Annotated in this window: 14 protein-coding genes and 1 pseudogene; 4 read left to right on the top strand and 11 right to left on the bottom strand. The window is 65.3% G+C overall.

The window, feature by feature from the left end; all coding sequences use genetic code 11:
- Positions 1-9: 9 nt before the first annotated feature.
- From SM116_RS18355 to SM116_RS18325, 7 genes are all read right to left on the bottom strand, one after another.
- Complete coding sequence (locus tag SM116_RS18355; RefSeq protein WP_320942409.1) at positions 10-1,272, bottom strand: AAA family ATPase; 1,263 nt, start codon at positions 1,270-1,272, stop codon at positions 10-12.
- On the bottom strand, positions 1,269-2,861 hold the full coding sequence (locus SM116_RS18350; RefSeq protein WP_320942408.1) for a hypothetical protein: 1,593 nt from the start codon (positions 2,859-2,861) through the stop codon (positions 1,269-1,271). The genes SM116_RS18355 and SM116_RS18350 overlap by 4 nt, the downstream gene beginning before the upstream one ends.
- Complete coding sequence (locus SM116_RS18345; RefSeq protein WP_320942407.1) at positions 2,858-4,351, bottom strand: SCO6880 family protein; 1,494 nt, start codon at positions 4,349-4,351, stop codon at positions 2,858-2,860. The genes SM116_RS18350 and SM116_RS18345 overlap by 4 nt, the downstream gene beginning before the upstream one ends.
- Positions 4,348-5,796: a hypothetical protein gene (locus tag SM116_RS18340; protein WP_320942406.1), complete on the bottom strand. Its 1,449-nt coding sequence runs from the start codon at positions 5,794-5,796 to the stop codon at positions 4,348-4,350. Before SM116_RS18340 ends, SM116_RS18345 begins: the two co-directional genes overlap by 4 nt.
- Before the next feature lies 1 nt (position 5,797).
- Positions 5,798-6,091: a hypothetical protein gene (locus SM116_RS18335; protein ID WP_320942405.1), complete on the bottom strand. Its 294-nt coding sequence runs from the start codon at positions 6,089-6,091 to the stop codon at positions 5,798-5,800.
- 24 nt (positions 6,092-6,115) lie between these two features.
- Entirely contained in the window at positions 6,116-6,682 is a 567-nt protein-coding gene (locus SM116_RS18330) for a M23 family metallopeptidase (RefSeq protein ID WP_320942404.1), read from the bottom strand.
- Positions 6,683-6,744: 62 nt separating this feature from the next.
- Positions 6,745-7,203: a hypothetical protein gene (locus tag SM116_RS18325; RefSeq protein WP_320942403.1), complete on the bottom strand. Its 459-nt coding sequence runs from the start codon at positions 7,201-7,203 to the stop codon at positions 6,745-6,747.
- A 584-nt stretch (positions 7,204-7,787) separates the two neighbouring features.
- On the opposite strand from SM116_RS18325, the gene SM116_RS18320 reads away from it, so the two are divergent.
- Together SM116_RS18320 and SM116_RS18315 are read left to right on the top strand one after the other, a co-directional pair.
- Positions 7,788-8,069 carry an ArsR/SmtB family transcription factor gene (locus tag SM116_RS18320; RefSeq protein WP_320942402.1) on the top strand — a complete coding sequence of 94 codons (282 nt, stop codon included), beginning with the start codon at positions 7,788-7,790 and terminating at the stop codon, positions 8,067-8,069.
- Positions 8,070-8,409: 340 nt separating this feature from the next.
- Positions 8,410-8,832: a hypothetical protein gene (locus SM116_RS18315; RefSeq protein WP_320942401.1), complete on the top strand. Its 423-nt coding sequence runs from the start codon at positions 8,410-8,412 to the stop codon at positions 8,830-8,832.
- Here the strand turns inward: SM116_RS18315 and SM116_RS18310 are convergent.
- Entirely contained in the window at positions 8,773-9,282 is a 510-nt protein-coding gene (locus SM116_RS18310) for a hypothetical protein (protein ID WP_320942400.1), read from the bottom strand. The genes SM116_RS18315 and SM116_RS18310 overlap by 60 nt on opposite strands.
- A gap of 59 nt (positions 9,283-9,341) precedes the next feature.
- Here SM116_RS18310 and SM116_RS18305 point away from each other — a divergent pair, with 59 nt between their 5' ends.
- Both SM116_RS18305 and SM116_RS18300 read left to right on the top strand, forming a co-directional pair.
- Positions 9,342-10,355 (top strand): hypothetical protein, encoded by a 1,014-nt coding sequence (locus SM116_RS18305; protein WP_320942399.1) that lies wholly within the window; start codon positions 9,342-9,344, stop codon positions 10,353-10,355.
- A gap of 32 nt (positions 10,356-10,387) precedes the next feature.
- Entirely contained in the window at positions 10,388-11,494 is a 1,107-nt protein-coding gene (locus tag SM116_RS18300) for an alpha/beta hydrolase family protein (RefSeq protein WP_320942398.1), read from the top strand.
- Positions 11,495-11,694: 200 nt separating this feature from the next.
- Here the strand turns inward: SM116_RS18300 and SM116_RS18450 are convergent.
- From SM116_RS18450 to SM116_RS18290, 3 genes and pseudogenes are all read right to left on the bottom strand, one after another.
- Positions 11,695-11,949, bottom strand: a pseudogene (locus tag SM116_RS18450) (three-helix bundle dimerization domain-containing protein); the annotation flags it as partial.
- A 148-nt stretch (positions 11,950-12,097) separates the two neighbouring features.
- The gene (locus SM116_RS18295) at positions 12,098-12,676 is read right to left on the bottom strand and encodes a thiamine pyrophosphate-dependent enzyme (protein ID WP_320942397.1); all 579 of its coding nucleotides are present in this window, start codon (positions 12,674-12,676) and stop codon (positions 12,098-12,100) included.
- Position 12,677: 1 nt separating this feature from the next.
- Positions 12,678-13,727 carry an aminotransferase class I/II-fold pyridoxal phosphate-dependent enzyme gene (locus SM116_RS18290; RefSeq protein ID WP_320942396.1) on the bottom strand — a complete coding sequence of 350 codons (1,050 nt, stop codon included), beginning with the start codon at positions 13,725-13,727 and terminating at the stop codon, positions 12,678-12,680.
- Positions 13,728-13,744: the final 17 nt, after the last annotated feature.

Raw genomic sequence — 13,744 nt, 5'->3', positions numbered from 1 at the left:
TGTTCCTCCTCAGAACCGGTCGGCGGTGTACGCGGCGGCTTCTATCCACGCTTCACGCGTCGCTGCCCGAAGAGCGCCGAATCGAAGGGGCCCGTCCTTCAACGCGGGATCGAAGGGGATGACGGCGACCGCGCGCGCGAGGGAGCTGAATGTCTCGACGAGTTGTGCAACGCGAGCCTTTCCCGCGGGCTCAGCCTGCGTGATGACGACGACCGCGTCACGTGCGAGCAGCGCCGAGTGCTCGTCGCGCGCGGCGAGTGCCTCCAGGAGGAGGGCTGCAGATTCTGCGGACTCCGGCGAGGTGACTGTTGGAACCACCAGTTGGTTCGCCCAGTCGATCATCCGGAGCCACCTATCGGCTGACTCGTCGTTCCCGGAGTCGAATACGACCAGTCGGTAACCACGGCCTACGGTGCTCACGAGCGTGTCGAACTCGCGGGTGGTCAACCGCTGGTCGGCCGAGAGCACCCTCGGGTTCGAGCGGAGCACGTCGTAGCGGTCATCCGTTTGGTGGTGGATGTAAGCGGCCATTGCACTCGTCGGCGCACCTTGAAGACTGTCCGCCGCTGCGAGCAGGTCTGCGATCGTTGACTCGTGCCGGCCCTGCTCCGTGCGCCACCCGAGTGTCCCACGAGTGTCGTTGTTGTCGAAGGCCAGCACACTCCCGCCGCCGAAGCGTGCGTAGACCGCAGACAGCATGGCGGTCGTCGGCGTCTTGCCGACACCGCCTTTGCCATTCACCACCGCGATCGTGCGCGGACCCGCCCATTGCGCCGCGACGATCTGCACCCGTCGGTGTCGGGCGACCTCGGCGGCGGTCGGCGAATGGACCAGGCCTAGCTTTCGAAGCCAGCCGTGGAGACCGGTCGAGAGGATCAGATCACGTTCTGCGCTGCCGTCGATGAACGATGCGCGGGTTGTGACCGCCTCGGGGCCATCTAGCTTGACGGTATGCGCACCCCCGCGGGTGTCGCCGCTCGTCGCTGGCATCTCCGTGAGCTCCGCTTCAGCATCTGCGCTCTCTCCGCTGAGCGCCCGGATCTGACCGTCGGCACCGACTTCCAGGCGGTGAGATCCGCGATCGCCCGATGTCTCGACCGCCACGGGTCGGCCTCGCTGATGCGCGAGCCGGACGGCGTGGGCCACTACGGCCTGTCGGACGTCCAGGTCGGAGCCTCCGCTGAACGAGGTTGTGGCTCCGTTCTCGTCTACCACCGTGGCCGTGTCGCCGCGAACGAAAACACGCAGCGCAGGTCTCAGAGTCGCACTCATCCGATTCCCCTCTCGTATGCAAGCCACCCGTCGACGCTCGTATCCACGTCGTCAGGCCAGGCTTCTTCCAAGCGCTCTCGCAAGTGGACGAGCTCCGGCATCTCCTCGCTGGCCAGGAGAACGGCGTCGTCGGTCTGGAAGAGCTCGAGTTCCCATTCGGTGGATGTCGAGAACGCGTCGACGAGATAGGAGTACTGGCCGACGTAGGCGATGAACTGGCCGCGCGCGAGCTGGCGAGCCATCTCAGCGTGCGCAGGCGAGATGTTCAAGCGCTCAATGAGGGGAGCACGCTCCTGATGGTTCACATGGAAGATGAACTTGTTCTCGATGTCGCCGGCGATGGAGTAGGCGAGATTGCGCTCTTGAGACCCCGCTTGGCCGACGGCATCCAGATCGCCCATCTTGTGCAGGATCACGATGTTGCTGATGCCGTAGTGGCGCGAGAGCTTGAGCCACTGCTGATACATCTGCAGCGCGGCGAGCGACGTCATGTCCCGCCACCCCTCTTCTCGCACGACGTAACGCGTGCGGTGCGCGTCGCGATCCGACACGACCGCCTGGATCCATGCCGTCGAGCAGACCTGCGTGAGCTGGGCCACGAGGTCGCCGCGGGCAAACAGTTCACTGGTGTCGATGACCACCATCGGGGCGTCCTCGTCGAAGGCAACCGTGGACGCGTCCTCGAAGAGGCCGGACAAGTCGCCCTCCACGAAGCGACGTAGGACGAAGCGCGGCTGTGCGGATGCAGCGACAAGGGCGGCATCTCCGTCCGTGTCACCGCTCGCAATGAGCCCGAGCTGGCGGTGAACCTCACGCAGAGTCGGTGCGTCGTCCGTCTCCGTGATCGCGCGGCGGAGTGCGAGATGCACCGCGGCGTGCTCCACAGCTGAAAGTCGGGCCCCCGTCATGGTCTGCTCGATCAGGGAGATCAGCGTCCCGATGCGCCGCTGAGCCACCATCTGCTCATGCTGGTCATCAGTCGACGCCGTGCGCCGTGGACCGCGGTCCAGCGGATTGAGTCGTTCCGCACCGCCGGCGCCCAGTCGGATGACCGACCCACCGACGGCCTCCGCGACCTTCACCCATTCGCCCTTGGAATCGGACGGGAGCACGACGTGGTGCCCGAAGGGGAGCGACCGCGTCGTGAGCATCTTGATGACGGCACTCTTCCCCGCCCGGTACGCGCCCAGCACGAGGATGTTCGTCGAGAACGCGCCGCGACCTGTCGCGTCGGCGTACGCCTCCCAAGGCGAGAAGTGCCAGAGGGCATCGGCGTTGAGATCGACGCCGACAACAGGGCCGCGGTGGCCGAGTCCGACGTCTGCGACGAAAGGGTAGATGCCGGCCAGGTGTTGCGACGTCGCTTGGTGTGCCGGAACTGTGAGTCGGGCGAGATTCCAATACCCGTGTTCCCTCACACCGGGGCCAAACGGGCCAGGCATCGCCGGAGCAGGAAGCCGGCGCTCGTGTTTCCTCGTTCGGACGGTCGTGTCGGCCCGCTGCGCCGCCGTGATCTCCCGACGGACGGCCCGGCGCTCCGCCGGTGATTGACCGGCCGGAGTGACGGAAAACGCGTGCCTAACCATCACTTCAGCCCCATGCCCAACGGCAGCGCGTTGAGGAGGAGCGCTTCAGCCTGTTGACAGTAGAGGATCTGCGCCTCCATCCCGGCACGAGACAAGGAATTGCGCATACCGGCGACCGCCTCGTCGAGCGTTTCTTCGTCGCGAGCCGTGATCGTGAGGTAGCCGCCGTACTGGAACTCGCCGTGCCCGGCGACGATCTCCTCCTCTTGCTTTTCGAGTGCCAGCCAATCGGCCTCGTCGGCGGCGGAACCATCCGCACCGCGCTTCGCGCGGAGGCGTTCGTTTCCACGCCACACTCGCTTCTCGTCACGGATGCGCTTCAGGGCCTTCGACACGGGTACTGGCGCCAGGACGATCGAGAGGATGTGGGTCACGGCCTCTCCCGAGACCGGGTGGCGGGCGAACACGATGGGGGAGACGAAACCGACAGCAGCATCCGAGCGTGGCCATTCGTGGATCCACAGGGTGGTGTGCACGCCGGAGTCCGTCAGGACGACCCCGTTGCGGCCCTTGGGCTCGTCGAGGAACATCGGACCGATCGCAGTCAGGTCGACTCCTGCTGTGGCGTCGTCCCGGTTCTGGACCGTGGGAAGGAACTCGGGGTCGAATGCGGTTCGGGCGAGTGCCGCGATGTCTCGAGGACTGAGCCAGTGCCGGACCGTGATCTTCACCGCCTGTAAGGCATCCGATACGTTGCCCGCTTCGATCGCGGCGAGGGTCTGGATGGCGGATTTGCCGCCTCCGAGCGCCTTCAGCTGCGGCCCGAGCGCGACCAGATCGAGAGTCAGGGTGAGATAGTTCCGGTGCGCCACGGCGAACTGCTCGGAGTCGTCGAGCACTCGCTGGTAGTTGACCGCGGCAGGCGAGTTCGGATCGATATGCAGACGGCCGACCGTAGCTTCGTAATGCTCTCGAGCCGCTCGGATCGTCGTCGGCGTCGTTCGCTCCTGGAGGGTGATCCGTTTGATCCCGTTGCGCTGAGTGAACGACGCGAGCACCTTTGCCCACTGCTCGGCCAGGTCCAGCCGGTCCGGAACGTCCTTCATGAGGAAGCCCTGTACCTCGAGCTCGGCCGTGATCGAGACGGTGCGCTCGTGCGGGCTGTAGACGGATGCGAGGCCGTCAACATCCCAGATCTGGACAGAGGCACGGACTCCGGGAAGGTTGATCGTCCCTTCGAGGCGAACCCGCTCAGGCCGGTAGGTGTGTCGCGTCGCACCCGCCGCTCCACGAATCTGCTTGGACAGCCACAGTCCGGTCAGTCGCGGCGCAGACAAGCCGTGGATCGTCACAACGGCCCCGAGGCCCAGCGGGAGGTAGATCGGAGCGGACACCAGCAGTCCGACTGGACCCAGTCGCACGACTGCGGTCAGCAGTGTGGCCGCGGCGCCGATGAGACAGAGCACCTGCCAGCCGTCGAGACCGAGCACCACTCCTTGCCGAGATCGACGCGGAAGGCGAACGGGGCGGGCGGATTGATCGTTTGTGCTCATCGATGCGCTCTCCTCGGTGTGGGAGCTGGGTGGGACTGGTCGGGAAGTGGCTTGGCCATCGACTCATTCGCTTGAGCGGTCTTCGCCGGCGTGCTCGTCGGGGCGGATGAACTCGAGCGACGAGCTGGGGGAGTGGCTCGGGACGACCCGGCGGTTGCCCTTGCGCTCGGTGATGACTTCGCTGCGGGTGGGCGCTGCGCGCTCGGTACACCGGCAGGGATGGAACCAACACGGGTGGGAATGGATGCCGCGGTCCGCGCCGCCCGGGAGCCCATTGCCGCTGCGTGCCCACCGAGCCGGGAGCCGATCGAGTCGACCGCGACAGCTCCCACGAAGCTGAAGAGGCCGAACACGGCGAACGGTGCGAACGCGATTACCAGGAGACCGACGATGTACGGCCAGGCGGCCGGGTCCCAGATGGTCTTCACCGCCGCGAGCCCGTGAACCACGAGCGAGAAGAAGGCGATGGTCAACGGGCCGGTGAGCAACAGAACCACGACGGCGGACACGTAGCGAACGACCCACTGGGGGCCCACGCCCCGTGCAGGGAACATCATCCAGGCGATCGGACCGACCATGATCAACGCGGCGAGAGCGACGTTGCGGAAAAGGAAGACCGCCAGAAGCAGGAGCATGCCGACGAAGATGAGTCCGAAGATGGCGAATCCGAAGACGTAGCCCGCCTGACCTCCGGCCCACATGGCGGCTTGGAGCGTGCCGAAGAGTCCGCCGGCGCCCGCCCCCTGACCGACGATGTCCTGTGTAAGTCCGTCGATGGACTGGACGAGTTGCCCGGTAAGCCAGAACGTCAACGGCACAGCGGGAATCGCGAAGAACGAGCGTACGAGTGCGCTCACGAGCTGGCTGCGATCACCCGAAATCACTGCTGCCGTGATCGACCAGATCATCGCGCCGAAGACGACGATCAGGGTCGCCCACGCCCAGAAGGACCACTGTCCAGCGGCCGCATTCCAGAGACTGCCCCCCACGTCGAACTTCGCGACGCTGAGGACCGAATACATCAATGCAGTCGCGATCATCGCGGCGCCGATGCCCCAGTTCTGGAAGGTGCCGCACACGATGTCGCCGAAGGAGCAGCCGAAGTCGACGGTCGCGGGAACGCCGCCTGCGGCCTTGATCGCATCCTGGTGACCGGCGAAGGTGGTGCATACCGTGGCGTTCTGGCCGTCGACGATCACGTCCAAGAAGCACGCGGTCGGCTTCACCTGGTTCGGGTCGTTGGGCGTGCATGAGATGAGGTTCTCCTTACGATCGCAGGACACGGGGAACGCTGGCGAGGACCAGGCCTCTCCCGTGACCTGGCTGCCGAGGCGAGCTGTGAGCGTCGCCGACGCTGGAGTCGCTGCGGAGGCGGGGGCGCCCGCCGCGATAACGGCGCCGAGTGCAAGCACCACGCCGATCGAGACCCGCAGAAGGGAGCCCACGTCAGAACCCGAAGTTGAACCCGACGAACCACTGGAAGAGGCCTGACGCCGACCCGAGGGCGGCCGCGGCGATGAAGATGCCGACGATGTTCTCGCCGGCCCACGTCCGCATGCGTTCGGGGCCGAGCGTCCTGCCGGCGATCGCCGCGATGGCGATCACCAGCATGATCAGCACTACGACGAGGGCTGTCCCCAAGAGATAGGACGCCAAGAGTTCGAGCCCCGACATCCATGGCGCCGAGAAGTTGGGGTTGATGGGCGGCACTTGGACGTCCGCCGGAATGATGAGCGACATCGCTGCTCCTCCTTGATTGCCAGCTCACTTGAGGGGTAGGCCGCGCGCGGCCATGAAGGGTTGAGGATCGACGGCCTTCCCGCCGACTCGGACCTCGAAATGCAGGTGACACCCCAATGAGTGGCCGGTATTTCCCTCGGCACCCAGTGGTGTTCCGGCGTTCACCATCTGCCCAACTGCGACGAGGAGTGATCCCCACGCCATGTGGCCGTACACGGTGACAATGCCTCCGCCGTGGTCGATCACGACGGCATTCCCATATCCGAAGTAACTGCCCGCGGTCGCTACTCGACCAGGCGCGGCGGCATGAACGGGTGCGCCGCATCCTTGCGACATGTCGTATCCCTCGTGGTACGTCGAGCAGTACGCGCAGACCCTCGCGATGTTCGGGTCGGCGCCAAAGCCGCGCCCCTTCGAGTACGGGCCGACCAGCGGATAGGTCCAGCCGCCCGCGGCGACCGGCGTGGCCACAGCTGCGTTGTGCACATCGGCCTTCGCTGGGCTGCTCGACGCGGCAATGAAAGTCACCATCAATACGGGGGCGGCCATTCCGACTGCGGTGCAGACCGCAAAGAGGATGAGGGCGGTCATGACCCTCCGGGCCGTCTTCGACCTGGCTACTGCCAGCGTCGCGACGGCCGGGGCACCCATGACTACTCCTCGACCGCCGAGTCGAAGAACCGGACCACCTTGCAGTCACCCGCCTGCTGAGGAGAATCGGGGGCGGGGACCGAGCCGGGCCCGCAGAGCACCTGGACACTGACGCGTACGTGCTCAGTGTTCGTCACGTCACCGTGGCGGTATGTGAGGATGACGTTTGCCGTCCCGATCGACATCCCGCCCGGGTCATCCGACACGGCGACGTGGGTGATGGGGCCGTCGACCTTCGCCGTTACCGCTGCCTGTTCGCTCCTCATCTGGTCCCACTGATCTTGCGGCAGCACGACCGAGCGCGAGAGGTCGCCCAGATAGAGCTGAGTCGCGCGTTCCCGATCTGCCGCATTTGTACGTCGCGTGTCGGGCGTGAACCACGTGGCGAGGTGCGCGAGGAAGTTGTCGCGGGTCGACTTCGACGGATCGAAAGTGGATGCGGCGGCCAGCGCCGCCCGCACGTATACGTCTCGGTCCCTCGTCACAGGTTCCGGGACCCAGCCGTAGCGCGTCACGGATGGGTCAACCACAGCAGCCGCCGCCGAAGTGGGGCCGTCGGGAGTGTTTTGTGTCGCACCTTGTGAAGCGGTCGGTCGTGCCTCCGGGCGACCCAGAAGCGCCGGGAGTATCACGGCGGCGAGCGCGACAATCAGTACAGCTGCCCCTACGAGCGCCCACACGAGGCCTCGCCCCGGACGGTTACCACTCATCGCCGGGGCTCCTGCTCGGGAGTTCGGGAGCGACTGCTCACCGCATCACGACGTGAGGTTCTGAGGCGGTCACTGCGCCCCTGCAGGTGCTCATGGGTGAGGACCGCATCGGGCACGAACTTGAAGCCGCTGGTCGCGCAGGGGAGAGCCCGGGGGGACGTGTACATGTGCGGAAGTCCCATCGTTCTCTCCTCAGATCCGCTGACCGGCCTTGCGTAAGGGGATACTATAACGATACGCTTCACAAGGGAACCCCTAAATTATTCGCTCTTGCCGGGGAGCTGCGCCAGAATGGGCACGTGCCCAGATACGCGAGACCCCTCGACGCTGACAACGTGGAGGACCCCATCAAAGCTCTCGGCAGCATGGTGCGCGCCGGCATCATCGGGTACATCAGGAATCACGGCGCATCCACCCGCGGCGAGATCGCCGCGGGAACCGGGCTGGCGGTGCCAACTGTCGCGAAGGCTCTGCAGGCTTTGGTCAAGTCGGGGATGCTCATCCCTGACCCACCCCCTGAACAGGCCGTTAGTGGCCAACGAATCAGGTACTCGGTCAACCGTGCTGCGGTGAGCGAGATGTACTTCCAGCTGGGCATCGCGATCGGCGAACTGTAGTAGCAGGGCAGCTTCCGAGGGTGCGAAGGCCAGGAGGGGGCGCCTCTGTCCGGCTCCGCGTATGCCACAAGGGGGAAGGATCCGGAGGGCGGATCCTGGCGCGGGGAAACGCGAGGGTTCTTCACCTGATGCCTCCTCCGTGCCGGAGCGTGCTTCGTGTCGAAGCATTTGAGCATGCTCAAAATGCGCCTAGGGCATCAGCCTCCCACCTGCGCGGTGAGCATGCAATGGTTGATTTGAGCATGCCCAACGCGTAGATTGGTCATGCTCAACGGCGCGCTTGCGCATGCCGAGACGAAGTGGCGTTCCCTTGCCCGAGGGTGAACGAGGACCAGTGGAAATGACAGAAGACGACAGCAAGGCAAGTGCCGAAGACCTGGCAAAACGTCTTCGTCTGCTTCTCGACGTCGCGATCACCGAGACGGGCAGCGAACCGACGTACGGGCAGATCGCGGAATTCCTCCGTGCTCGCGGGGTGAACCTGTCTCGTTCGCGGTGGACATACATGGTGAACGGCCATCGATACGTTCAGGATCGCCGCCTCTTCGAAGCACTTGCCGAGTTCTTCGGCGTCGAACCGGAATTCCTCATCGGGGAGGACAACACCCCGATGCCGGCCAAGGTGAGAGCACAACTCGATCTTGTGCGGGCGATGCGAGCCGCAAAGGTCAAGTCGTATGCCGCACGCACGCTCGGGGATGTTTCACCCGAAGCGCTTCAAGCCATCAGTCGTTTCCTCGACGAGGGATTGAAGCGCACCTAGCGACCGTGCGGTGGGCTGCGCGATGACGGCGGTGCCAAGGGATGTGATGACGTGAGTATCCACGCGACTGCGACGGCGGCAGTAGCGGACCTCGGCCTGGGGCCCGCATTCAGCTTTGATGAGCTTGTTGCCGCTGTTCAGCGAAACCGACAGCGGGCCCTTCGAATGGTGGAGTTGGCCGAACTCACCGACAAAGGCGGAGTGTGCGCTGTGCTCTTCGTCGGCGATGACGAGGACGTGGTCGTGCACGCGCGTAGCGAGTCCGTCCTTCATCAGCAGCAGTTCGTGCTTCATGAGCTCGCGCACCTGATCCTGAACCACGGCGAGGACCCTCAGCCGGTGCCAGACGGATTGTTGCCGGATATACCCGCTGAGACGCGTCGCCGTATCCTCGCGCGTCACGATCTGGACTCGGAGGATGAGATTGCGGCCGAGGTGCTCGCGGATCATCTTGCCAGCGGCATCCGCGGGTCGGTCTTGCGTGAATCGAGGTTCGTGGAGATCTTCGGGTGATCCAGATCCTCGTCGCCGCCTTGATGTGGATGCTCGTCGCGAGCCTTCTCATCCTCCGCCGAGGTCGCGCGGAACGGAGCATCACTTACTCTGCTGTGACAATCGCGGTGGCGATGACCTTGAACATCGATGCTGCCTATCGGTGGGTCGATCGCCTTGCGGGCGGCAGGAACGTCGTCACCCTGCTCGCGGATCTGGCCCTCATGGTAGGAATCTTCTTCCTCGGGCGCGGGGTGGCGAAGGCCACGGAATACAAGTCGCACTTCGTACGCATCGCCCTCGGGCCCCTCCTGCTGTCGGCCGCGGTGGTTGGTGTCTCGCTGGCCTTCGCGTTCATTCGGCGAGGTGCGACGACGACTACCTTCATGCTGGATCTCGGAGCCCAGCCCGCCGCGGCAGCGTATTCGGTGATCGAGTACGCGTACAACGGTGTCATCGTCACCGTCATGGCTATCGCCGCAGCGTGGAGGATCGGCCAGAGCAGGGGCGTGGAACGACTCCCTGCGGTCGCTCTGCTTCTGGGCAGCATGTGCGGTCTCGTACTGTCCATCGTGATTATCGCCATGGATGTCGCGCACGTGGTTGGAAACGACAACCTGATGCTCGGCCTCGGCGTGCTCTACAGTCCCCTTTTCCTCGTGACGTTCATCCTCCTCTGCTTGGGCCTGGCGAGCCTTCCGGCGATCCGGTGGGTGCGCGCACGAGGTCGCGCCGAGAAGACGCAAGACCTCGTTGCGCGCATCACTCCCGCCTGGGAACGTGCCAGCTCAGTCCGACCAGGTGTGAGTTCGCGGGCCCTCGGATCCTTCACCACTGAAGACGCGGAGGCGAAGCTTCACCGGCAGATCGTGGAGATCCGAGACGCACTCTTTGATCCGCGCGTGTCGTTCACCCTGACTGTTGCGGAACGTCAGCTCGTCGAGAGCGCCGAGGCGCACCTCACCGGGCGAGATGCGCCTGCGGCAACCGACTCTGAGCCGCGTTTGGGTCGGACGAAGGCAGCGCATTGAGAGTCGCGCGGGTTGCCGCCTTGTGCGCGGCCGTGGTCACCGTCGCTGTCGGCGTCACCGGATGGGTGATCGCACGACGACTGACGCAACCGCGAGGCGCTCGTGAGTTCGACCTCGTGATCCGCGATGTCGTTCCTGATGAGGGCCGGGATGCGATCGTGCTTGACCGGACGTCACGCACCACGGCGCCTGGGCGGTACAGTCTCTGGCTCGAATACGCAGGATGGGTGCATCTCGACGAGGTCGTAGACGCATCGGAGTCGACGGTGACGCGTGCTGTGGCTGGTGACATTCCGGTTGGTGTGCGGCCCGGAGCCTGTGCCTCGTGGAGTGGCATCTATTACCGGGATCCTGAAGATGCCGGCCTCGCCGCGTGCGACATCGAGATTGAGACCCCTGCAGGACCCGCGCCCGCATGGCTGATCGAACCGCCCGGCGTCGAGCGCCAATATTGGGCGGTCCACATCCACGGACTCGGCAGCCCGCGCGCGGGCACCCTTCGCGGCGTGCAGGTCGCTGTCGACGCCGGACTGACCTCCCTCGTCGTCACCTACAGAAACGACGGCGAAGGCCCCGACGTCGGCTCGCGTCGCTCCACACTCGGCGAGACAGAGACCGACGACGTTCGGGCCGCGCTCCGCTACGCGATCGCCCGCGGAGCGCAACGGATCGCACTGTTCGGCTGGTCCATGGGCGCGGCGATCGCGCTTCAGCTGTCGGCCGAGGCGGCGTTTCGTGACGTGGTCGACCTGCTCATTCTGGAGTCGCCCGTGCTGGACTGGCAGGCCACGATCAACGCGAACTGTGCGCGCGCCGGGCTGCCATCCTGGTTCGGATTCTTCGCCCGCCCGTGGTTGACAACCCGTGCGCTGGGGCGACTTGTCGGGCTGGATGGGGCGGTCCCGCTGAGAAAGTTCAGTTGGCTGGATCGTGCTGCCGAGCTACGCGTTCCAACGCTCATCCTGCACGGCCGTGCGGATACGTCAGCTCCGTACGGGATCTCTCGACGGCTGGCCGAACTCCGGCCGGATCTTGTTCAGCTCGAGACGTTTGATGCCGACCACACCATGACCTGGAACTCCGAACCCGAACGCTGGCAACGCCTCGTGCGGGAGAGGATCACGCGCCGCGGCGACTGAACGAACCGCAATTGGCTGGAGTGGTCGCTCCAGGTGTCGGTGGCTCGAGTCGGACCACGGGTGACTCTCCCCGGCATGTCCGGAGACGGCTTGCTGGTGTCAGCCGGCTCTCTCGACCGGAAGTTGCTCGCTGACCCGCCTGCGGTTGAGACCACGGCGCCTGGCGAAAGCGACCGCTTCCGCGCTGACCGGCTCGCCTCCTATCTGTCAGCGGTCTGGCAGGGTGGTCGGGATGAGAGCCCCCGGCGTCCCGTCGTCGACTCCGCTATCCGGAGACACCTCAACGCCGCGAACATCGGGGGCTTGGAGTGGGCGCTTCGCTTGACGCGCTTCCACATCGGGCGTTCGATGCGCGCGCGTACTTCGAGTTCGATGAGGCCCGGAACGAAGTCGCGTACACTCGCCCGCTCGAGCGTCCGATACGCGTCATGAACCACCGACACGATCAGGCTGCGAGGCGTGTGCGGGGAACCCGGCTGGAAGACGTTCGATCACGTCAGCGAGAGCACGCGCTCGATCTCGATCGCGCACCCTGTGACGGAATCGGCGTTTTCAAGACGGTAGCGGAGTTGATGACTTCGACACCGTGTGCGCTTGTCTGCGTCATGCGTGGGCCCCGTTGGATTTCCGCAGCCATCCGCCGAACCGGGCCGTGATCATCACCGGATCGACGAGCAGCTTGGCGATCCCGGATGCATTGCCGGGCGCGATGGGCACATGCAGGAAAGTCGGTCCGACTATTTTCGCGAGGCGAGCGAACTCCGCCCGGATCCCGTCCTCGTCGGTAGCGGTGCCGACTTCCCAGCCCGAGGCCTCGGCGAGGCGGGCGAGGTTCACGCGGGAGGAGTAGGTGGGCAGACCCGCAGTGGAGCCGTACACCTCGTTGTCGAGCAGGATCAGCAGCATGTTCGGGCGCACGAACCCTCCCGTAGGGAGCACGTTGGGATTCATCAGCAGCGAGCCGTCGCCCTCGATTCCGACGACCTTTGTCGCCGCGGCGGGCCGGTCCAAGGCGATGCCGGTCGCGACTGAGCCGACCAGACCCATCGCGTCGAGGAGGTAGAAGTGGTTGTCGCTGTCTTTGAGGGAAGCCAGCTCGCGGCTCGTTGCGGCGCAGGTAACCACAACGGGATGCTCGTCGGTGAGCTCGGCCAGAATGCCGAGCGCTTCGATGCGCTTCATGTCAGGCGACCTCTCCATCGGTGTTCCAGAACGCCGCGAGGACGATCACGGGCCGGAAGGTCATGACCGCGTGTACGGCGGCCTCCTCGACGACGGCGCGCCAATCCTCCGGGGCGCTGCGCCGGTCCAGCTCGACATACGGCAGGTTGGTCGCCTCGAGCACTCGGGGCACCGGTGCGCTGATGGAGTGGATCATCGAGTTGTACTCGCCCAGGCTGCCGCGGGTGTTCGCGAAGATGAGCAGCGGGAGATGGTACGACAATGAGAACGTCGTGAGGGCGGTCAGCGCATTGCCGAAACCGTTGTCCTGCATGACGACGGCTGCCAGGTCCCCGCCGAGTGAGACGGCGCCCATGACGCCGACCGCCTCCTCCTCACGGGACAACGGGGTGACACGCGGTGAGACCCCGTCGCTGCCCCCGTCCAACGCGACGAGCTCGTGGATGACGGGTGCGACGGTGACCGACGGAATGTATCCGACCCTCTTCACGTCTGAGGCCCAAATCGCCTCGGCGACTGCGCGCGAGTATTCGTTGGACAAGAGATCTCCTCCTCTGGGATGGCTGTTTCGGACTGGCCACGCCACCATGGCGGCCAAACGGATCAATCGAGAGAGGCCCTCGCGCACGTCGTCCAGTGAACTGGCATAGGACACGCGGAGGGAACGGTCCCCGTTCCCGGTCGGATCGAACGCCGTGCCGGGCACGAGCGCCACATGCTCCTGTTCGAGCAGTCGTAGGGCGAGGTCGTCGGCCGACCCGAGTCGCTTCGGGTAGGTGAGGTACAGATAGAAGGCGCCCCCGTCGTTCGAGGTATGCAGGACATCCTGCTGGGCCAACAGTTCGAGCGCTGTGACGCGGCGCTCGGGCGAATTCTTGGCGCTGCGGTCGCGATCACGAGCGGTGTCCTGGAGCGCTGCGACCGCCGCATCCTGCGCGAACGTCGGCGGACACGTCGTAGTGAACTGGCGTGCTCGCAGCGCGGGAGTCGCAAGTGTGCGCGGGTTACGACATGGAATCTCATTAGGTCTATAGTCTGTACCATAGACCATGAACGAGATCGCCGTCG

Source organism: Microbacterium rhizosphaerae, assembly GCF_034120055.1.
GTDB lineage: Bacteria > Actinomycetota > Actinomycetes > Actinomycetales > Microbacteriaceae > Microbacterium > Microbacterium rhizosphaerae.
The sequence above is the reverse complement of the archived record's forward strand: the minus strand, read 5'-3'. Positions and strand labels throughout refer to the sequence as shown.

What these genes read in the sequence shown, in the direction of transcription:
- SM116_RS18290 (WP_320942396.1), bottom strand. Translation starts at nt 13,727, where the DNA reads ATGGTCTATGGTACAGACTATAGACCTAATGAGATTCCATGTCGTAAC.
- SM116_RS18310 (WP_320942400.1), bottom strand. Translation starts at nt 9,282, where the DNA reads ATGATCCGCGAGCACCTCGGCCGCAATCTCATCCTCCGAGTCCAGATC.
- SM116_RS18330 (WP_320942404.1), bottom strand. Translation starts at nt 6,682, where the DNA reads ATGACCGCCCTCATCCTCTTTGCGGTCTGCACCGCAGTCGGAATGGCC.
- SM116_RS18345 (WP_320942407.1), bottom strand. Translation starts at nt 4,351, where the DNA reads ATGAGCACAAACGATCAATCCGCCCGCCCCGTTCGCCTTCCGCGTCGA.
- SM116_RS18335 (WP_320942405.1), bottom strand. Translation starts at nt 6,091, where the DNA reads ATGTCGCTCATCATTCCGGCGGACGTCCAAGTGCCGCCCATCAACCCC.
- SM116_RS18355 (WP_320942409.1), bottom strand. Translation starts at nt 1,272, where the DNA reads ATGAGTGCGACTCTGAGACCTGCGCTGCGTGTTTTCGTTCGCGGCGAC.
- SM116_RS18295 (WP_320942397.1), bottom strand. Translation starts at nt 12,676, where the DNA reads ATGAAGCGCATCGAAGCGCTCGGCATTCTGGCCGAGCTCACCGACGAG.
- SM116_RS18315 (WP_320942401.1), top strand. Translation starts at nt 8,410, where the DNA reads ATGACAGAAGACGACAGCAAGGCAAGTGCCGAAGACCTGGCAAAACGT.